Source organism: Aliiroseovarius sp. PTFE2010, from assembly GCF_049943335.1.
Classification (GTDB): domain Bacteria; phylum Pseudomonadota; class Alphaproteobacteria; order Rhodobacterales; family Rhodobacteraceae; genus JBNFVY01.
In genome coordinates this window covers 53,113-72,357 of sequence record NZ_JBNFVY010000007.1, presented here as the reverse complement: position 1 = coordinate 72,357, position 19,245 = coordinate 53,113, and the positions used below count along the sequence as shown (strand labels likewise).

The following is a 19,245-nucleotide window of genomic DNA, read 5'->3' as shown; positions in this document are numbered from 1 at the left end:
CTAATCGAGATCGGAAAAAATGTTGTTGCTCTCGATCAGATCAATTTGTTCTTCTTCCGTCGTTCCCGCATTTATGTCACGCGTTTCAACCTTGCCATCCCCGTGGCCGATCACAACCACGTCACAGACGTCAATGAACAACCCGTTTTCGACCACGCCCGGCACTTGGTTGAGCACCATCGCCAATTGGCGCGCGTTGCCGATACGATGCAGGTGCAGATCCAGGATGTGATTGCCTTCGTCGGTCACAAAGGCGCTGTCACCATTCATGCGTAGACTGGCCGAATGCCCCAGGACATCCATTGATCCCAGCAACTCTTCCACCAACATCTTGGTGGTCTGCCAGCCAAATGGGATCACTTCGATCGGCAGCGGAAAGGCACCGAGACAGTCGACCTGTTTGCTGGCATCCGTGATCACAAGCATCCGGTCGCTGGCCGTTGCGACAATTTTTTCCTGCAGCAGCGCCCCGCCGCCACCCTTGATCAGGTTCTGCTCGGGGTCAAATTCATCGGCCCCGTCGATCGTCAGGTCCAGCCACTTGGCCTCGTCCAAACTGATCACCTTGATCCCTTGCTGGCGGGCCAATTCAGCGGTGCGGGTCGATGTTGGCACCCCGCTGACTTGCAGCCCCTCTTCACGGACACGCTCGCCCAGGCAACGCACCATCCATGCGGCGGTCGATCCGGTGCCCAGCCCCAGTTTCATCCCGTCCTCGACGAATTCGACCGCGCGCTTGGCGGACACGAATTTGGCAGTGTCGATGGGGGAAAGGTTTTGCGACATGGCGAGGCTCCTGAGCAGATGTGAGCGTGGTTATAGGAAAGATCGCCGTGGCGTGCGAGCGCAAAACGGGTCATGTTTCCAAGACTTTTACAATGCCCGCGCTCACCCTATCTTGCATCATGACCCCACCGGACCCATCCTGACGCCGAAACAGGCTGCGCGGTGTGCGGGCATGTTGCGTGCGACAATCGTGGGCAGGATACTGGCAGATCACAGCCCCCTGCGGTCCCGCGCGACCCTGGTTGCCGGGTTCCAAGGCCACGGCCGCGATTTCAACCCACCACCGGACAAAGCCACCCAAGCATCGGCTTTGTCCTGCGACAGTCGATCACTGCCCCACGTTCCACCGCAATACGGCTTTGCCGCCTGATACACTGGACGCGATTTGGGCCTATCCGGCGTTTCGGGCAGTGTTTTGGAAATGCAGATCGTATATGAGACAGATATGAGCAGGCATTTTTACATGGCGGCAGGCTGGCTGTCGGTCGCGATTGGCGTGATCGGCATCGTGTTACCGCTGTTGCCGACCACCCCGCTTTTGATCTTGGCGGCGTTTTGCTTTTCCAAAGGCTCGCCTCGCGCCCGGATCTGGCTGATCGATCATGGGCATCTGGGCCCCCCAATCCGCAAATGGGAAGAAGAGGGCGCCATTGCTCCGAGGGCCAAGGCGCTCGGGGTTGGCGCGATGATTGCGGTTTTCGCCCTGTCGTTGGCAATGGGGCTCAAGCCGATCCTGCTCGTCATCCAGGGGCTATGCCTGGGCGGCGCGGCCCTGTTTGTGCTGACCCGGCCGTCGGGCGCCCGCCCCTAGCCCAATGCCGTCAGCACCCGGTGCAGATCGGAAAAGTCAAAGAGCGCAATCATCCCATCCCCATCCATCGCGATTTCCACCGGCCCGTCCGCCCTGTTCGACGTGCCGATCCGCCCGCCGGGGGCAAACTTGATGCCGTCGATCGGCCAAGCCAATCCGTTGCTAGTTCCGCAGACAGGCATCATGGGAAACAGCGACACACGCGCGCCATCCACCAAATTGAAACAATACCGCCGCCCACCGCGCAGATGCAGCGCCACATCGTGGGGCCCGACAAGGATCACCATCGCCTGCGCGCGAACCAACGTATTGAACGCGGCCAACGCATGGTCACTGCGCGCACCCAGGAACCCCGCAGCCAGGATCAGCGGCGCTTTGATCCGCGCCAAGCACTTGTCGAAGTCCGTGCTGTCTTGTTCTGGAATGCGAAACAATCGATCCGCAGGGATTTGCGCCATATCTGCCGCTGAAATCGAGTCGAAATCACCGATTACAGCGTCGGGAATCACCCCGGCGGACAGGGCGATGCGCGCGCCCCCGTCTGCTGCCACAACGTTTTTCGCGTGGATCAAGCATTCAGTAATCACATTGTGACAAGCTTCCCCGGCGCCAATGAGCGTTACGGGCGCCAAAAAGTGTCGAATTATGTCGAAATTGTGCATGAATGTCCCCAAAATGGAAACGCGCCACATTCCTGCCCGGAAAAAATACCGCAATTTCCGCGGTTTTGTTCTTATTTGCGAACCAGCACATGGTAAACCAGATGTTGCTGGATCGGGGGAGAAAGCGAAAAGAAGATGGTAGGCACGAGCAAGATTCTCACCGTCTCATACGGGACATTTTCATGTACCCTGGAAGGGTTTGACGACCCGTTTTCGACGATGAAGTCGATCTCGGAGTATTTCCGCGATTTGGCGGCGGAAGACCGGTACTTCGGTGCCGAACCGCCCACGCCGGACGCAGAGATGTTGCACCGGATCGCAGAAAAGGAAATTCAGCGCCGCGTGGAATCGCGCGTCCAGGACAATGCTGTCTACCTGCGGCAGATGGAACCCGAAGCCGACACGCGCGCGCCAGCCGCTTCCGTTGCCGCGCTTGCCACGGCCGCACAAAGCGGACCTGCCGACAAGACGCAAAGCGATGCAACTGATGCTGCCCCGACGGCGGCCGCTCCAAAAACCGCAGAACAAATCCAGCCTGACGCGTCTGCACAAACCCAGGAACCGCCTGAGGAAACCACGGCCAACCCCGAACTTTTCTTTGACGCTGAGACGCAAATCATCGACGACGCGCCCCAAGGCGATGCACTGAGCGATGGCAGCATCGCCGCCAAACTTTCGCGCATTCGCGCAGTCGTGTCCGCCAGCGCACCCGAACAGGCATATTCCGAAGACGAACATGCCGTAGACAGCCCAGATGACGCCTTGGCGGCCATGTTCGACGATGAAGATGCCGACACCGCCGCAGACTATTTCGATGACGAAGAAGACAGCGCGTCAGAGTATTTCAGCGACGAAGACCAAACCGACGCCCCCACGCAAGAGGTTTTCAATGAAAATGCCTCTGAACAAGCGGCCGAGGAATTGGACATTGCGCTGGAAAACGCGATTTCGGCCGAAGCCTCGCCCACTGAAAGCGACACCTTCGATGTCGCGGCCGACCCGGAACATTTGGACACAAGGCTGAACGCAGACGACGGCGAAGTAGAAGACGATGACGTAGCAGAAGCGGATTTCGTCGCTGCAGATGATGCGATTGGGGCCGAAGAGGACGACGCCCTCGACGATGCGGTTATCGCGCATGCGGGCGCATCCGCACAGGACGTCTATGTTGAAGATATGGACGACGGCGAAGAAATCGATCTCGCCGCACTTGCCAGCGAATTGTCCGAACCCGCCATGATGCGCGATGACAAAGCGCAGGACACTGCGGGCGACGCAGGTGCAGAAATCTCTGTCGACACGCTGATCGACACAATCGCACAAGAAGACATGCACAATATCGGGGCCGATGTGAAAACATCTGCCATCGACGCCGAGGGTGATGCGACCGCTGACCTGGACACGCAGGAACACGCCGAAGTAGCGGATGAAGCCCCCCAACAAGAAGCCGCTGATCCGGCGGACCCGCTGGAAACCGCCTCTCATGCTGTCGCGACGGACTTTGTCAGCCGCGCGCGTGCGCGCATTGTGAAAATGCGCCGGGCAGACATGCCCGAATTGGCCGCCCCAGAAGACGGTCGCGACGGGGATGCCAGCGATCAAATCGCCGAAATGCTCGGCGAAGGCACGCTACCTGCTGACGAGGAAAGCGATCTCATCGCGCAATTGGCCGCGGCGAGCGGCGTTGACGATCCTTCGGAGCGTCTTGCCAAAGAAGATCGCGTGGCCCGGTCCAAACTGCTCGAAGAAAACCCGATCGATGAAACCGGCAATGTCGGTCGACTGATGGAAGAAACCGATCGCGCCTTTTCCAATACGGAAGGGTCACGTCGTCGTTCTGCGATCCAACATCTCAAAGCGGCAGTCATGGCGCGCCGGTCCGACGACGATGCTATCGAACAGGGCTCGGAAGAAAGCGTCAAGTCGCGGTTCGCTGACGATCTGGCGCGTGTGGTGCAGCCCAGCCGGCCAACCGCTTCTGCCAAAAAAACTGAACGTCGCTTGGCACCGCTGATGCTGGTCAGCGAACAGCGCGTAGATGTCACCGACATGGACGAACCCGCTGCGCCCGTCAGCCCGGTGCGCCCGCGCCGCGTATCCACCGGAAATCTCGTTCTGCAAAACGACTACGAGGACGATCTGGATCAGGCAGCAGTGTCGGAAACAGCCGTGGCAGATGCTGCCAGCTTTGCCGATTACGCCGACAAAGTTGGCGCTGAGAACCTGACCGACCTGCTGGAAGCTGCGGCCGCCTACGCGTCCTATGTCGAAGGGCAGCCGCATTTCTCGCGACCGCAGATCATGAAAACGGTTGCCGATCTGAAGGCGGACGAAGGCTACACCCGCGAAGACGGTCTGCGGTCTTTTGGAACGCTGCTGCGGACTGGCAAGATCAAGAAGCTCAAGCGTGGGCAGTTCGTCGTGGCCGATAACACACGGTTCAAGCCCGAAGAACGCTTCGCAGGCGAATAACTGCAGTCACGCCAATCGCCGGAAAAGGGCCGCGCCAAGGTACGCTTGCGCGGCCCTTTTTTCATTTGGCGTCTTCGTCTGGATCCTGTTGCCCAACGCCTTTGAAAATGGCGCGAAATGGCAGGGCCCAGAGGATCCCGAGGCCGACATAAATCGCCAGTTCCAACAAGATCGACGGACGTTCGAACAGCGAAATCACTTTGATCGCAACGACGATATAGATCGGCAGGCCCACCAGCAGGATGACCAACGCCCAGCGGCGACGCGCTTTATACGACAGCGCCATCAGTCCGCAAACGGGTCGGTGACAAGGATTGTGTCGTCCCGCTCGGGCGAGGTCGAGAGCAAGGCGACCGGGCAATCGATCAACTCTTCGATGTGGCGGACGTATTTGATCGCATTGGCAGGCAATGCGTTCCACGTGCGCGCGCCTTCGGTGCTCTCCGACCAGCCTGGCATTTCTTCGTAGATCGGTGTGCAACGGGCCTGTTCGTCCGCAGCTGTCGGCAGATAATCCAACCGACGGCCGTCCAGATCGTAGCCAACACAGATTTTCAGCGTCTCGAACCCATCCAGAACATCCAGCTTGGTCAGGCAGATACCATTGACACCCGAGGTGGCGCAGGTCTGTCGAACCAAAGCGGCATCGAACCAGCCGCAGCGCCGTTTGCGGCCCGTCGTCGTGCCGAATTCGTGCCCGCGCTCACCCAGTCGCTGACCATCTGCATCATCCAGCTCGCTCGGGAAAGGGCCTTCCCCGACACGGGTTGTGTAGGCTTTGACAATGCCCAGCACGTAATCGATCGCGCCCGGACCAATGCCAACGCCGGTGGCGGCCTGCCCCGCAATCACGTTTGAAGAGGTCACAAAGGGGTAGGTGCCAAAGTCGATATCCAGCAGCGCCCCTTGCGCGCCTTCGAACAAGATGCGTTTGCCAGCCTTGCGCTTGTCGCTCATGACTTTCCAGACGGGCCCGGCATATTTCAGAATCCTGGGCGCGATTTCCTTGAGCTGGGCGATCAGATCGTCGCGATCAACGGCATCAAACCCAAGCCCCTTGCGCAGCGGATTGTGGTGCTGCAACGCCCGGTCGACCCGTGCCTCCAACGTCGCCACATCGGCCAGATCGGCGATGCGGATGGCCCGCCGGCCCACCTTATCTTCGTAACAGGGGCCAATTCCCCGCCCTGTGGTCCCGATCTTGGTGCCTGCCGAAGCCGCCTCTTCGCGCGCGCGGTCCAACTCTCCGTGGATGGGCAGGATCAGCGGCGTGTTTTCCGCGATCATCAGCGTGTCAGGCGTGATTTCGACGCCCTGTTTGCGGATCGTGTCGATCTCAGCCAGCAGGTGCCACGGGTCGAGCACCACACCATTGCCGATCACCGACAGTTTGCCGCCGCGCACAACCCCCGAGGGCAGCGCGTGCAATTTGAAGACTTCGCCATCTATGACCAGGGTGTGGCCGGCGTTATGCCCACCCTGAAACCGAGCGATGACGTCGGCGCGTTCGCTCAGCCAGTCCACGATCTTGCCTTTTCCCTCGTCACCCCACTGGGCGCCGACAACGACAACATTGGCCATGATGGTTCCTATCTTTGGTGCAAACCCGCGCCGGTATACCGGCCCAAGCAGAGTCGCGAAACCACAAATTTTCTGAACGGCGTGAAGTCTGCCCGGATCGGCCTTCGGGGTTGCAGCGCGCGCCTCGATTGCCTAGATACCGCCATCGAACGCAGTCAAAGGCACCCGTCCATGGAAAACGTCGTCCTTGTCATACACCTGATCCTTGCGCTTTGCCTGATCGGCATCGTGTTGCTTCAACGCTCGGAAGGCGGTGGGTTGGGTATGGGCGGCGGCGGTGGCGACGCAATGACAGGGCGCGGCGCCGCGACGGCACTGGGGAAATTGACCTGGCTTTTCGCGATTGCCTTCATCGTGACGTCAATCACACTGAACGTGATAGCGGCAGACAAGAGCGGTTCATCCTCGGTCATAGACCGGGTCGGCGATGCGCCGGCGGCTGACACACCGGCTGTTCCATCGGCTGACAGTCTGCTGCCGCCCTCGGCCGACGATGGCGCTTTGATCCCGCCCCGCGCCGACTGACGAAATGACTCACTACAAATAGTTAACTGCGGGGAGAGCCCCGCAGGATGTTGAGGTTTGGTTGCGCGCGGGCAGCGAATCTGTTAGCTCTCAAATCCCGTGATGATACGGATTTTTCGGTCCGTGACCTGATCATTTTTTAAGATTTCACGGGGGACCCCGCCCATCATGGCTCGTTACGTTTTCATCACCGGCGGCGTTGTCTCTTCGCTTGGCAAAGGGCTGGCTTCGGCAGCTTTGGGTGCTTTGCTGCAAGCCCGCGGGTACACCGTGCGTCTGCGCAAACTGGACCCGTACCTGAACGTCGATCCCGGCACGATGAGCCCGTTCGAACACGGCGAAGTCTTCGTCACTGACGATGGCGCCGAGACCGATTTGGACCTTGGCCACTACGAACGTTTTACCGGCGTGCCTGCACGGATGACGGATTCGGTCAGCTCGGGGCGGGTCTATTCCAACGTCCTGGAAAAAGAGCGGCGCGGCGACTACCTGGGCAAAACGATCCAAGTGGTTCCGCATGTCACCAATGAAATCAAAGAGTTCATCGACATTGGCGATGACGAAGTTGATTTCATGCTATGTGAAATCGGCGGTACGGTCGGCGATATCGAAGGGCTGCCGTTCTTTGAAGCGATCCGCCAGTTCGCACAGGACAAGCCACGCGGTCAGTGCATTTTCATGCATCTCACGCTGTTGCCGTGGATTGCGGCCAGCGGCGAGCTAAAGACCAAGCCCACCCAGCACAGCGTAAAGGAACTGCGCTCGATCGGGTTGCAGCCGGACGTCTTGGTTTGCCGCTCGGAACAGCCGATCCCTGACAAAGAGCGCGCTAAGATCGCCTTGTTCTGTAACGTCCGTAAGGACGCCGTGATTGCTGCTCCCGATCTCAAATCGATCTACGAAGCCCCTATGGCCTATCACCGCGAAGGGTTGGACCAGGCTGTCTTGGACGCCTTTGGCATTGCCCCGGCGCCCAAGCCGAACCTGGCCCGCTGGGCCGATGTGCAGGATCGCATCTTCAACGCCGAAGGCGACGTGAACATCGCCATTGTCGGCAAATACGTCCAACTCGCGGACGCGTATAAATCGATCAAAGAAGCTTTGATGCATGGCGGCATGGCCAACCGTGTCAAGGTCAATGTCGAATGGGTCGACGCCGAAATTTTCGAGAAAGAAGATCCCGCGCCCTACCTCGAAGGCTTTCACGCAATCTTGGTGCCCGGCGGGTTTGGCGAACGCGGGACCGAAGGCAAGATCAAGGCAGCGCAATTCGCGCGTGAACGCAAAATCCCCTATCTTGGGATTTGTCTGGGCATGCAGATGGCCGTGGTGGAGGCCGCACGCAATCTGGCCGGAATGACAACCGCCGGGTCCGAGGAATTCGACCACGAGTCCGGTAAAAAGCGTTTCGAACCTGTTGTTTACCACCTCAAGGAATGGGTTAAAGGCAATCATACGGTGGCCAGAAAGGTCGACGACGACAAGGGCGGGACGATGCGGCTGGGCGCCTACACGGCCGAATTGGCCGAAGGATCAAAGGTGGCGGCCGCTTACGGGACGACCACCATCGAAGAACGCCACCGCCACCGATACGAGGTCGATGTGAAATATCGTGACCAACTGGAAGCGTGCGGGCTGAAGTTCAGCGGCATGTCGCCCGACGGCCGCCTGCCCGAGATCGTGGAATACCCCGATCATCCGTGGTTCATCGGCGTCCAGTTCCACCCGGAATTGAAATCCAAACCCTTCGATCCGCACCCGCTATTCGCTGATTTCGTGCGTGCGGCAAAAGAGGTTGAGCGCCTCGTCTGAGCCAGAAGCCAGCGCGCCGGAACCTGCGACACCATTTCGGCGGCGGCGTTTCGGTGGGCATATGAACGCGTGCCGACCGGGTTTCCGTCTGATAGGTGAAAAGACCGGTCAGGCGCGTTGGTCCTTTGGGCTGCCCATCACGATATAGCTGGTAATGGAATTGACATTCGGCTGGGTTCCCAAAATCTCAGTGTGGAACCTTTTATAGTCGCGCAAATCAGCGGTTTCGACGCGCAACAGGTATTCGAAGGCGCCTGTGACATTGTGGCATTCGCGAACTTCGGATGCGCGCGCCATCGCGCGCTCAAACCCCAATTGAACCTCTTTCGTATGCACTGACAGGCCGACCGTTATGTATGCGACAAACCCATGCCCCAAACGTTCGCCGTCCAGAATTGCGCGATACCCGCGAATGACCCCGGTCCGCTCCAGTTCCTGCACACGGCGCAGACAGGCCGAGGGCGACAGCCCCACACGATCGGATAGGTCCAAATTGGACATCCGGCCGCTGCGCGAGAGTTCGCGCAATATTTTTTCGTCAATTTGATCAATATCGGCCATTAATTGCATCTTTTGCCCCTTTCATCATCTTTTGACAACAACATTGCGCGTGAGACCGCATATAATGCGGCCATGATAAGCTTGTTCGCCCTGTCAACTTTGCCTTCTCTTATGGCCTTTGCCTTCGTCTCGTCGATCACGCCGGGGCCGAACAATCTGATGTTGATGGCTTCCGGGGCCAATTTCGGATACCGACGGACCCTGCCCCATATGATGGGGGTCGCCATCGGCTTTACCGCAATGGTCGCTCTGGTCGGGCTGGGATTGATGCAGTTGTTCGATGCCTTCCCTGTGTTGCACCGGGTTCTGACGGTTGCGTCCGTCGCCTATCTGCTTTGGTTGGCGTGGAAAATCGCGAACGCCGCCCCGCCTGACACGGTATCTGCCACCACGCGCCCATTCACGTTTCTGCAAGCTGCGGCCTTTCAGTGGGTGAACCCGAAAGCCTGGACCATGGCCCTGACGGCGATAACGCTCTATGCAGCCGACCGTTCGCTTGCGGCGATCATCCTGATCGCCCTGACGTTCGGCGCGGTCAACTTGCCGTGCATATCCACCTGGGTCCTGATGGGAACGCAAATCCGTCGTCTTCTGAGCAGTCGCACCCGCTTGCGCGTTTTCAATGGGGCGATGGCATTGCTGCTGGTTGGGTCGCTCGTTCCGACGCTGATGACTTAGGTCGTTCTCAGCTTCACGGTCGCACTTGGCTCTGGGCACAAGGCAGACTATATGATCTGCCATGTTTGCCTCATTGCTCAACCGCCTGACCAATCCCGGGTCCGCCCCGCTGCCCGACACTGACGCGCGTCTGGCCCTGGCGGCCTTGTTGGTGCGCATTGCAAAATCGGACGGCCACTATGACGCCGACGAAATCGCGCAGATCGAACATACACTCGCCGCACGCTATCAATTGTCCCAGCATCAGGCCGCGGAACTGCGCGTCGAAGCTGAGGCGTTCGAAGCGGAAGCCCCGGACACGGTGCGCTTTACCCGCGCAATCAAAGACGCGGTTCCGCTGGCGGATCGCACCGGCGTTCTGGAAGCCATGTGGCAGGTCGTTCTTGCAGATGGCGCGCGCGACAAAAACGAAGACCAGCTGATGCGTTTGGCTGCCAACCTGCTTGGCATCAATGATCGCGACAGCGCCTTGGCCCGCCAACGTGTCGAAGCGGGCAGCTGATCCCTCTTGCCACAGTCGCGCCTGCGCACTAGCGTCCGAGCATTGATAACTTTGGTGTTCCATGCACGTCGGCATTCTTGAATGCGGCCATCCGCCCCGGGCCGTCGCCGAAAGTCAGGGCGAATTCGATGATATGTTTCACCGCCTGTTGGGCGGGCACGGGTTTCGTTTCACAACCTGGGATGTCGAAGCAGGAGAGTTTCCGGACGGACCTGACGCAGCCGACGCATGGCTGATCACTGGATCGCGCCATGGCGTCTATGAAGATCACGCTTTCATCCCCCCGCTAGAGGCGCTGATTCGCGCGATATTTGATGCTGGATTGCCGATGGTCGGTATTTGTTTTGGCCATCAGATTATTGCGCAAGCCATGGGGGGACGGGTGGAAAAGTTCGCCGGGGGCTGGGCGATTGGGGCGCGCAACTATGCTTTTGAAAATATCGGCAATCTGCGCCTAAACGCCTTTCATCACGATCAGGTCATCGACAAGCCGCCCATGGCCCGTACCGTGGCCGCGTCGGGATTCACACGCCATGCGGCTTTGGTGTACGGGACCAATGTTCTGACCGTCCAACCGCATCCCGAATTCTCGCCCGCTGTCATCACGGCCTATCTGGCGGCGCGCGGGGATGATCCCGCCTACCCCCGCAAGGTGATCGAAGACGCCCGGTCCACCGCCGCCGACCCGGTCGACGATTTGCAGCTTGGCGATATTATCGCCCGCGTGCTGGCCGCAAAGCCCACGCCCCTGACCAAGGACATGACATGAGCGAGTTGCTAGCCCAACTGCCCGAAGCCGCCCAAACCTACCTGGACGGACGCCGCCTGGACGAGGTGGAATGCATCGTCGCGGATTTCTCGGGGATCGCGCGCGGCAAAGCAATGCCGGCGGCAAAGTTCTTCAAACAGGATCGTTTTTACCTGCCGAACTCAATCTTTTTGCAGACCATCACCGGCGATTGGCTATCCACAGATGATTTCGAATTCACCGAACCCGACATGGTCCTGTTACCCGATCTGAGCACGGCCACCGCCGCGCCTTGGACAGCGGATGTCACATTGCAGGTCATTCACGACATCATCGATCAAAACGGCCAGCCCATTCCGACCGCGCCGCGCAATGTCCTCAAGCGTGTCGTCGCCCTGTTCGACGACATGGGGCTGGTCCCGGTCGTCGCCCCCGAGATGGAATTCTTTCTGGTCGCGCCGAATATCGACCCGAACCAACCGGTCATCCCGCCCATCGGGCGCACGGGCCGCCCCGCAGCTGCACGGCAGGCCTATTCGCTGAGTGCGGTCGATGAGTATGGCCCCGTGATCGATGACATATACGATTTTGCCGAAGCCCAAGGGTTTGAGATCGACGGAATTTTGCAAGAAGGTGGCGCCGGGCAAATCGAAATCAATCTGCGCCACGGCGATCCGGTCAAGCTTGCAGATGAAATCTTTTTCTTCAAGCGCCTGATCCGCGAGGCCGCGCTGCGCCACAACTGTTTTGCCACGTTCATGGCCAAGCCGATCCAGGACGAACCTGGATCAGCGATGCATATTCATCATTCGCTTGTCGACAAGGACACGGGCAAGAACATCTTTTCGTCAGATGACGGTAGCGAAACCGAGACGTTTCATCATTTCATTGCCGGTCTTCAAAACCACATCCCCGGCGCCATCGCGCTGTTTGCGCCTTACGTGAACAGCTACAGGCGCTACGTGCGCGACTTCGCTGCTCCGATCAACACCGAATGGGGCCGTGACAATCGCACGACGGGCCTGCGCGTGCCCGTGTCCAGCCCGGACGCCCGGCGCATCGAAAACCGTCTGCCGGGCATGGATGTGAACCCCTACCTGGGCATCGCGGCCTCACTGGCTTGCGGCTATCTGGGCCTGCAGGAAAAACGCCCGCCCCGCCCGGCCTTCGTGGGGGATGCCTATGCGTCGCTGGATGAAGTTCCCAATACATTGGCTGACGCTTTGGTTACGCTGGGCGCAGACGACGCCCTGCGCGCGGTGATAGGACAGGAATTTTGCGAGGTCTATTCGGCCGTAAAAGCGCTTGAAAACAAAGAATTCCTGCAAGTCATCAGCCCGTGGGAGCGCGAGCACCTGCTCTTGAATGTCTGATGGGCTGGGCCGACCTTCTGACAGCGCCGCATCCGGCCAGCTGGTATGCCGAAACCGCTTCAAAAACCGATCACCCGGCGGTCTCAGCGCCGCTGACGTGTGACGTTTGCGTCGTCGGCGCGGGGTATACGGGATTGTCGGCGGCGCTCCATCTGGCGCAGGCCGGTCTGGATGTGGTGGTGGTCGAGGCCGCCCGCGTCGGCCACGGCGCCTCGGGGCGCAACGGCGGTCAGGTGCATTCGGGGCAGCGGCTGGATCAGGAAGAATTGGAGCAGCTCGCCCCCGCTGATGCCGCCCGGCTATGGGATTTGGCCGAAGAGGCAAAGGCCCTGGTCCTGTCGCTGATCGAACGCCACGCGATGGACGTGCAATGGCGGGCAGGCCTGGCCTTTGCTGCGTCCTCGTCGCGGGAACAGCGCTCCGCCGCCACCCACGCTGCGCATTTGGCCGACCGGTATGGGTACGACCGCATCGAAGTTCTCTCACGGGATGCGATCCATGGCCACATTCCGTCGAACGCCTTTTTCGGCGGGTCGATCGATCATGGTGCCGGGCACTTGCATCCGCTGCGCTACGCGCAGGGTCTGGCACGCGCGGCCACCGCCGCCGGCGCGCGCATATTCGAAACCTCGCGCGCCAGCCTTGATCCCCTGCGTGCGGGCGGCTATCCGATCAAGGCGGACAATGTTATTCTGGCCACCAACGGATATCTTGGTGATCTTTGCAAACCGGTTGCACGCCATGTTTTGCCGATCAACAATTACATGGTCGCCACCGCGCCGCTGGACGATCCTGATCAGATCCTCACAGGTGGTCTTGCCGCATATGATTCTCGCTTTGTGGTTAATTATTGGCGCCTGAGCCCTGACAACCGTCTGATCTTTGGTGGCGGCGAAAGCTATGGCGCACGATTTCCAAAGGACATCGCCACAAAAGTGCGCCGCAACATGACGCGCATCTATCCACATCTTGCGCAGGTACCAATCACACACGCCTGGGGGGGCACCCTGGCCATCACTGCCTCTCGGCTGCCCCATTTTGCGCGCCCTGCACCGAACATTCTTAGTGCATCGGGGTTTTCTGGCCACGGGATCGCCATTGCCACGCTGGCAGGGCGCATCATGGCAGACGCCATTCGCGGCCAGGTCACGGATTTCGATACGATGGCACGCCTGCCAGTGGCACCATTCCCCGGAGGGCCGGTTGCGCCTGCTCTGCTGGGCCTTGCCGTGTGGTGGTACAGCATGCGCGACCGCCTCGGCATCTAGGCGCTGTTACAAGATTGAAACGAAAAACCCTTTGGCATTTGAATGCGCCTAATTTACAGGTTTCCTTAAAAGAGACTTTGGAAAAGGTGAAACATGTCAGCAGCGCCCAATGTTTACGACGCAGAACCAATCCCCGAAGGCGCCCGCGCTGAAATCGAACGATTGCTCAACTCGGGCGATTTGTTTCGCTACACCTCTGAAAACGCACCAGTCACGCTATTGGAACAAGAATTCGCCGCCATGATTGGCGCCAAATATGCGCTTGCCGTCTCGTCCTGTTCTGCGGCACTGTTCCTGTCCCTGAAGGCACTTGGCCTGCCGCGCGATGCAAAGGTGCTGATCCCAGCATTCACATTCGCCGCTGTCCCTTCGTCAGTCGTTCACGCCGACTGCATCCCCGTACTGGTTGAAGTCGCCGACAATTACCGCATCGACATGGCCGATTTCGAAGCCAAACTGACCGATGACATCCAGGCGATCATCATCAGTCACATGCGCGGGCATACGTCGGACATGGATGCGATCATGGCCTTGGCAAACGACCGAAACATACCGGTGATCGAAGATGCGGCCCATTCGCTCGGCACGCAGTGGCATGGCACGAACATCGGGACGATCGGCAAGATCGGATGCTTCAGTTTCCAAAGCTACAAACTGCTGAACGCCGGTGAGGGTGGAATCCTGATCACCGATGACGACGAAATCATCGCCAAGGCCATCATCATGTCTGGCGCTTACGAACATAACTGGAAGAAACACGGCCATGTTCAGGACCGCTTTCGGTTCTGGCAAAACAAACTGCCGCTCTACAATCAGCGTTTGGGCAACATGTCCGCCGCCATAGTGCGACCTCAGCTGGCTGAATTGCCCCGCCGTGTGCGCGATGGCCGCGCCAACCACGACTATGTGGCGGCCCGTTTGAATGACAGCCCGTGGTTCATTGTGCCAGACAAGCTGCCCCCCGAAGAACGCGCGCCCGACAGCTTGCAGTTCAACCTCGAGGGTTTTTCCCAGGCCGAAGCCAGAGCATTCCAAAAGGCGGCCAAGGCGCGTGGTGTTGCCATACAGGTATTCGGCTTGTCCGAAGATAACGCCCGGGCGTTCTGGAATTGGCAATTCCTCGGGTCCACGCCCGATTTGCCGCTGACCCGCGCGATGCTGGAAAAAGCCTGCGACACGCGTTTGCCTGCCCGGCTTACGACACCCGACCTGGATTTCATCGCGGCGGCGCTTCTGGCCGCGGCCGAAGATGTCAAAGGGCCCGCGCGCGCCTACGGCACCTGAGCCCTTTTTCTAGGTCAATAGGAAGCCCGGAGGCGCGAGGGGCCGGCCCCTTGCGTCACAACACGCGCAACTCACCCTCTAACCATGTGTGGCGCGCGACCATCGGATCGACCACATGTTCCTGCAGGAGCGCGCGCAATCTCTGGGCTGTCTGACTGGGCATGTCACCCAAGACATCCCGACGCGCCGACAAGGATATCGTACGCTCAAGTGGCGCAAAGGGCAAAGGGAGCACATCGATATCGTCTATGAACCGTTTGGCATACCCCACCCCAAGCGGGGTCAGGATCGTCCAGCCGCGCCCGCTGGCCACCATCGCCGTGATCGCATGGTAGCTGTCCAATTCGAACCGGTGCGCCATCGTCAGGTTTTGTCGCGCCAAATGATCGGCAATGACCCGTCCCATATGATGGCGCGGGGTGTACTGGATCAGCGGTAACTTGGACAAACTTTCGAGCGCCGCCGCCGGGTCGATGACCCCGCGCGGCGCAGCTGCCACGAACGGCTCGCGTAGCAGGGAATGAACTTCCATCCAGTCGGCAGACGCCCCCATATCTGCCGCAACCACCACATCCAATGCGCGCGTGTCCAAGGCATCCAACAGCCGGTGAGACGGCCCGGTTTCCAGCAGGAACACCGTTCGCCCAAAACTCTGTGACAACTCTTGCAGTAAACGCGGCGACACATCTGCGTCGAAATCCTCGATCATGCCCAGACGCATTCGCGTCAGTGACGACAAGTCATTCGCGCCCAGTTCGGCCCTGATCTGTGCGGCCTCGTTCACGATGATCTGTCCGCGACGACGCAGGATTTCCCCGGCGGCCGTCAGCGTCAGTGGGCGCTCGCGGCGGTTCATCAACTCGGCCCCCAGCGCGGCCTCCAACCCTGAAATCTGTTGCGAGATCGCTGACGGGCTTGCACCCAATCGGCGTGCGGCAGCCGATACGCTCTTTTCCTCGGCGGTCGCCAGGAATACCTCGACCCCCCACAGGGAAATGCGGCCGGATGTATCCGCCATGCGTCCGCCCCCTTGCCGCCGATCCGTTTACTTGTCCAGCTTTGACAATTTGTCCTGCAGATCCGAAAGCTGTTTCTTGATCTGTTGCAGATCTTCGGCGCTTTCGGTTTCAGGCGCATGGCCTTCTTCCATTGTCGGTGCGCTCCAATTTTTCATCGCCGGCATGCCGCCGGTCATGGCCTTCAGGAACGCTTCTTGCTGCACGCGCATTGCATCTATCCCCGGGACGCCTGCAAGGTTCTCGATCATTTTTTCCTGGCTCTCGCGAAACATGTCGAACGATGCAGACAGGAACTGTGGCATCACCGATTGAACCTCGGACGTGTATGACCGCACCAAGTCCGTCAGCACACCCAGGGGCAGAATGCTCTCGGAATTGCGGCTTTCATGTTCGGCAATGATTTGAAGTAGATACTGGCGGGTCAGGTCATCACCCGACTTCAGATCAACGATCTGAACATCGCGGCCTTCGCGAATGAAAGCGGCAATATCTTCAAGCGTGACGTAATCGCTCGTCTCGGTGTTGTAGAGACGCCGGCTGGCATATCTCTTGATCAGAAGCGGCGTGTTTGTTTCGGCCATCTTCGACCTCCCTTTTTCCCCTGGGCCGCGAATGTTAGCGGCTGCAGAAAAGCCTATGCCAGCGCCGGAAAAAAAGAAAGAGCGGGCTGGAATTGCCCGCTCTTTCGCGATCACATCGGCAGGGAGGAGGACACCGATGCTCTCAAATTACGTGCCTTATTTGGCAGCGGCAGTGGCCTTTTTGGCGGCAGCCGTCATATCTGCAGTCGATTTCTTGACCGCAGCGGTCATGTCTTCGCCCACATCTTTGCCAGCAGCCATCATCAGTTCGATGGTTTCCATCTGAACCGTCTTGGCAACGTCGGCAAAAGCAGCCAATTTTTCGGTCACGATTTCAGCCTGGGCCGAAGCAAAGTCGGTCATGGCTTTGGTGTAATCGGTCGGCTCGGCCTTGACCTTGGTCAGGTCTTCCATCTTAGCAAGCGTTTCTTTAGTCCACTTTCCGGAAATTTCTGCCGATTTATCAGCAGCTTCCAGAGCGACTTTTGACATTTTTTCACCGAAGGAAGCCTGCGTCTTGAACGCTTCCTGCATGGCGCTCATGTCAACAGGGAAAGCGCCCATCATGTCTTTCATCATTTTTGTGTAGTCGTCGGTCTTAGCCATTTTTTTGCTCCATTCTGGGGCGTGGCCCCTAGTATCAGGTACTTGCGTGTTGCGCTTCTGAGTTTTTTCTGCGTCTGCAAACAATATGCATGCTGCGGCGCAGAAAATCAACCCCGAATGCTGCAGTGCAGCAATAATGCCCAAAATGGCGCAAGTTCAGAGGTTTGGCGTCGCCTTCACATAGGTTCCGGGCGCCGGGGCGAGCGGTGTTTCGCCCGAATCACCCAGAGCGCGAGCGGGCTGTTTTGCGCCTGAGCGCTTGGCCAACCAGGATCCCCAGCGGGGCCACCACGTGCCTTCATGGAAATCCGCCCCGTCGCGCCAGTCGTCGGCCGTCAACCCCATGTCCGGGTTGGTGTAATGGCCATACTTCTTTTTTGACGGAGGGTTCACGATTCCGGCGATGTGGCCGGACTGCGAAAGGATGAAGGACTTCTTGCTGCTGCCCATTTGCGCAATGCCATCATAGCTGGCTTTCCAGGCGGCGATGTGATCGGTCTCGCAGGCGATCGCGGTCAGCGGAACGTCAACGTCGCTGATATGCAGCCGCTCGCCCAGCAGCTCGATCCCGGTGGTTGCAAACTGATTGTCCTGACACAGCTGACGCAGATACTGGACCGCCATCTTGGCCGGCAGGTTCGTACTGTCGCCGTTCCAGAACAGCAGATCGAACGCGGGCGGCGCCTCGCCCATCATATAGCTTCGGATCGCCGGCCTGTAGATCAGATCATTGGCCCGCAGATAACTGAATGTGCGCGACATGAAATAGCTGTCCAGATAGCCGGCCGCCTTAACCTGGCGTTCGATACCGTCCACGAAGTCATCCGTCAGGAACACAGAAAACTCGCCCTGGTCCGCAAAATCGGTCAGCGTGGTGAAAAACGTAGCCGACTTCACGGACTTGTCGCCGCGTTTCTTCAGCAGCGCCAAGGTCATCGCCAAGGTCGTCCCGGCGATGCAATAGCCGACCACGTTGATGCTTTTCTGTTCAGTCCTGCGTTTGACTTCTTCTATGGCGGTCAAATAGCCCTCTTGGATGTAGTCTTCGATGCCCACGTCGGCATAGTCTGCATCCGGGTTGACCCAGCTGACCACGAACAATGTGAAGCCTTGATCGACGATCCATTTGATCAAGCTGTTCTGCGGCTTGAGATCCATGATGTAGAATTTGTTGATCCACGGCGGAAAGATCAGAAGAGGCGTCTTGTGCACCTGTTCAGTCGTCGGGGCATACTGGATGAGTTCGAACATGCGATTGCGGAACACGACTGCGCCAGGTGTGGTGGCAATGTTCCCGCCGACTTCGAAAGCGGATTGATCGGCCAGGGTAACAAGCAATTCGCCATGGTTGGCTTCGATATCGCGGACCAGGTTCTCTAAACCGTCGACCAAGGATTGACCTTCGGTTTCCAGCGCACGTTCCAACGCCTCGGGATTGGTCGAAAGGAAATTCGTGGGACAGAACATATCCACGATCTGGCGGGAAAAATATTCAAGCCGGCGCCGATCGCGCGCATCAAGCCCCTCAACCTGAGAGACCGCATCCTGCACTGCAGCGGAATTGATCAGGTACTGTTGCTTGACGAAATTGAAGTAGGGATTCGTGTCCCAGAGCGGGCTGGTAAAGCGCGGATCAGACGGCCCCTTATCCTTTGGCGGCTCTAGTTTGCCATGGGCAAGCTGGCTCTGGGCATCAACAAAATGTTTGAGCGCCTTGCCCCAATACGCGACCTGTTGCTCGATCAGATGTGATGGATTCTCCATCAAATCAGCCATGTAGGCCGCGCTGGCTTTCATCATCAGGTCCGGTCCGGGCGCTTCCAGATCGGGATTCGGCATGCCTTTTTTAGACAATGCCGTAACGAGACGTTGCGTTAGTTCCTCAATTTTAACCAAATTCTGGCCCAATGGGTCCAGATCGCTGTTGCCGTCTTTGGTATCTGTTGTCATCAGGTTTGTTCCGCCCTACACTTTTT

19 protein-coding genes are annotated in these 19,245 nt (G+C 58.8%); 10 read left to right on the top strand and 9 right to left on the bottom strand.

Translation table 11 applies throughout. The features are described 5' to 3' along the window. Positions 1 to 786 (bottom strand): ribose-5-phosphate isomerase RpiA, encoded by a 786-nt coding sequence (gene rpiA / locus ACP2AV_RS11315; protein ID WP_426372829.1) that lies wholly within the window; start codon positions 784 to 786, stop codon positions 1 to 3. 445 nt (positions 787 to 1,231) lie between these two features. Between rpiA and ACP2AV_RS11310 the strand changes: the two genes are divergently transcribed. Next, a complete protein-coding gene (locus tag ACP2AV_RS11310; protein WP_426372828.1) occupies positions 1,232 to 1,597 on the top strand; it encodes a YbaN family protein in 366 nt (121 codons plus the stop codon). Here the strand turns inward: ACP2AV_RS11310 and ACP2AV_RS11305 are convergent. Continuing rightward, on the bottom strand, positions 1,594 to 2,259 hold the full coding sequence (locus ACP2AV_RS11305) for a thiamine diphosphokinase (RefSeq protein WP_426372827.1): 666 nt from the start codon (positions 2,257 to 2,259) through the stop codon (positions 1,594 to 1,596). The two genes, ACP2AV_RS11310 and ACP2AV_RS11305, sit on opposite strands and share 4 nt — an antisense overlap. A 135-nt stretch (positions 2,260 to 2,394) precedes the next feature. Between ACP2AV_RS11305 and ACP2AV_RS11300 the strand changes: the two genes are divergently transcribed. Beyond that, positions 2,395 to 4,731: a hypothetical protein gene (locus tag ACP2AV_RS11300; RefSeq protein ID WP_426372825.1), complete on the top strand. Its 2,337-nt coding sequence runs from the start codon at positions 2,395 to 2,397 to the stop codon at positions 4,729 to 4,731. 61 nt (positions 4,732 to 4,792) lie between these two features. Here ACP2AV_RS11300 and ACP2AV_RS11295 read toward each other — a convergent pair whose 3' ends face one another. Next, on the bottom strand, positions 4,793 to 5,017 hold the full coding sequence (locus ACP2AV_RS11295) for a DUF2842 domain-containing protein (protein ID WP_426372824.1): 225 nt from the start codon (positions 5,015 to 5,017) through the stop codon (positions 4,793 to 4,795). Then, positions 5,017 to 6,312, bottom strand: coding sequence for an adenylosuccinate synthase (locus ACP2AV_RS11290; protein ID WP_426372822.1), 1,296 nt, complete (start codon positions 6,310 to 6,312; stop codon positions 5,017 to 5,019). The genes ACP2AV_RS11295 and ACP2AV_RS11290 overlap by 1 nt, the downstream gene beginning before the upstream one ends. A gap of 171 nt (positions 6,313 to 6,483) precedes the next feature. Between ACP2AV_RS11290 and secG the strand changes: the two genes are divergently transcribed. Together secG and ACP2AV_RS11280 are read left to right on the top strand one after the other, a co-directional pair. After that, positions 6,484 to 6,837: a preprotein translocase subunit SecG gene (gene secG / locus ACP2AV_RS11285; protein ID WP_426372821.1), complete on the top strand. Its 354-nt coding sequence runs from the start codon at positions 6,484 to 6,486 to the stop codon at positions 6,835 to 6,837. 168 nt (positions 6,838 to 7,005) lie between these two features. Beyond that, positions 7,006 to 8,649: a CTP synthase gene (locus tag ACP2AV_RS11280; RefSeq protein WP_426372820.1), complete on the top strand. Its 1,644-nt coding sequence runs from the start codon at positions 7,006 to 7,008 to the stop codon at positions 8,647 to 8,649. A 108-nt stretch (positions 8,650 to 8,757) separates the two neighbouring features. Here ACP2AV_RS11280 and ACP2AV_RS11275 read toward each other — a convergent pair whose 3' ends face one another. After that, complete coding sequence (locus ACP2AV_RS11275; protein ID WP_426372819.1) at positions 8,758 to 9,210, bottom strand: Lrp/AsnC family transcriptional regulator; 453 nt, start codon at positions 9,208 to 9,210, stop codon at positions 8,758 to 8,760. A gap of 72 nt (positions 9,211 to 9,282) precedes the next feature. Between ACP2AV_RS11275 and ACP2AV_RS11270 the strand changes: the two genes are divergently transcribed. The 6 genes from ACP2AV_RS11270 (at position 9,283) to ACP2AV_RS11245 (ending at position 15,063) form a co-directional block, all read left to right on the top strand. Next, the gene (locus ACP2AV_RS11270; RefSeq protein ID WP_426372818.1) at positions 9,283 to 9,888 is read left to right on the top strand and encodes a LysE family translocator; all 606 of its coding nucleotides are present in this window, start codon (positions 9,283 to 9,285) and stop codon (positions 9,886 to 9,888) included. 61 nt (positions 9,889 to 9,949) lie between these two features. Further along, complete coding sequence (locus ACP2AV_RS11265; RefSeq protein WP_426372817.1) at positions 9,950 to 10,390, top strand: TerB family tellurite resistance protein; 441 nt, start codon at positions 9,950 to 9,952, stop codon at positions 10,388 to 10,390. Between the two features lie 61 nt (positions 10,391 to 10,451). Further along, the gene (locus ACP2AV_RS11260) at positions 10,452 to 11,159 is read left to right on the top strand and encodes a type 1 glutamine amidotransferase (protein WP_426372816.1); all 708 of its coding nucleotides are present in this window, start codon (positions 10,452 to 10,454) and stop codon (positions 11,157 to 11,159) included. Further along, positions 11,156 to 12,511, top strand: a complete 1,356-nt coding sequence (locus tag ACP2AV_RS11255; protein ID WP_426372815.1) for a glutamine synthetase family protein — start codon at positions 11,156 to 11,158, stop codon at positions 12,509 to 12,511. Before ACP2AV_RS11260 ends, ACP2AV_RS11255 begins: the two co-directional genes overlap by 4 nt. Continuing rightward, the gene (locus tag ACP2AV_RS11250; RefSeq protein ID WP_426372873.1) at positions 12,511 to 13,779 is read left to right on the top strand and encodes an NAD(P)/FAD-dependent oxidoreductase; all 1,269 of its coding nucleotides are present in this window, start codon (positions 12,511 to 12,513) and stop codon (positions 13,777 to 13,779) included. The genes ACP2AV_RS11255 and ACP2AV_RS11250 overlap by 1 nt, the downstream gene beginning before the upstream one ends. A 93-nt stretch (positions 13,780 to 13,872) precedes the next feature. Further along, entirely contained in the window at positions 13,873 to 15,063 is a 1,191-nt protein-coding gene (locus tag ACP2AV_RS11245) for a DegT/DnrJ/EryC1/StrS family aminotransferase (protein WP_426372814.1), read from the top strand. A gap of 55 nt (positions 15,064 to 15,118) precedes the next feature. On the opposite strand, the gene ACP2AV_RS11240 is transcribed toward ACP2AV_RS11245, so the two are convergent. The 4 genes from ACP2AV_RS11240 to ACP2AV_RS11225 all read right to left on the bottom strand — a co-directional run bounded on the left by ACP2AV_RS11240 (position 15,119) and on the right by ACP2AV_RS11225 (position 19,219). After that, complete coding sequence (locus ACP2AV_RS11240; protein WP_426372813.1) at positions 15,119 to 16,081, bottom strand: LysR family transcriptional regulator; 963 nt, start codon at positions 16,079 to 16,081, stop codon at positions 15,119 to 15,121. A 27-nt stretch (positions 16,082 to 16,108) separates the two neighbouring features. Then, positions 16,109 to 16,663, bottom strand: a complete 555-nt coding sequence (gene phaR / locus ACP2AV_RS11235; RefSeq protein ID WP_426372812.1) for a polyhydroxyalkanoate synthesis repressor PhaR — start codon at positions 16,661 to 16,663, stop codon at positions 16,109 to 16,111. A gap of 156 nt (positions 16,664 to 16,819) precedes the next feature. Continuing rightward, complete coding sequence (locus tag ACP2AV_RS11230; RefSeq protein WP_426372810.1) at positions 16,820 to 17,269, bottom strand: Phasin; 450 nt, start codon at positions 17,267 to 17,269, stop codon at positions 16,820 to 16,822. Positions 17,270 to 17,425: 156 nt separating this feature from the next. Beyond that, positions 17,426 to 19,219, bottom strand: a complete 1,794-nt coding sequence (locus ACP2AV_RS11225) for a PHA/PHB synthase family protein (RefSeq protein ID WP_426372809.1) — start codon at positions 19,217 to 19,219, stop codon at positions 17,426 to 17,428. Positions 19,220 to 19,245 lie beyond the last annotated feature (26 nt).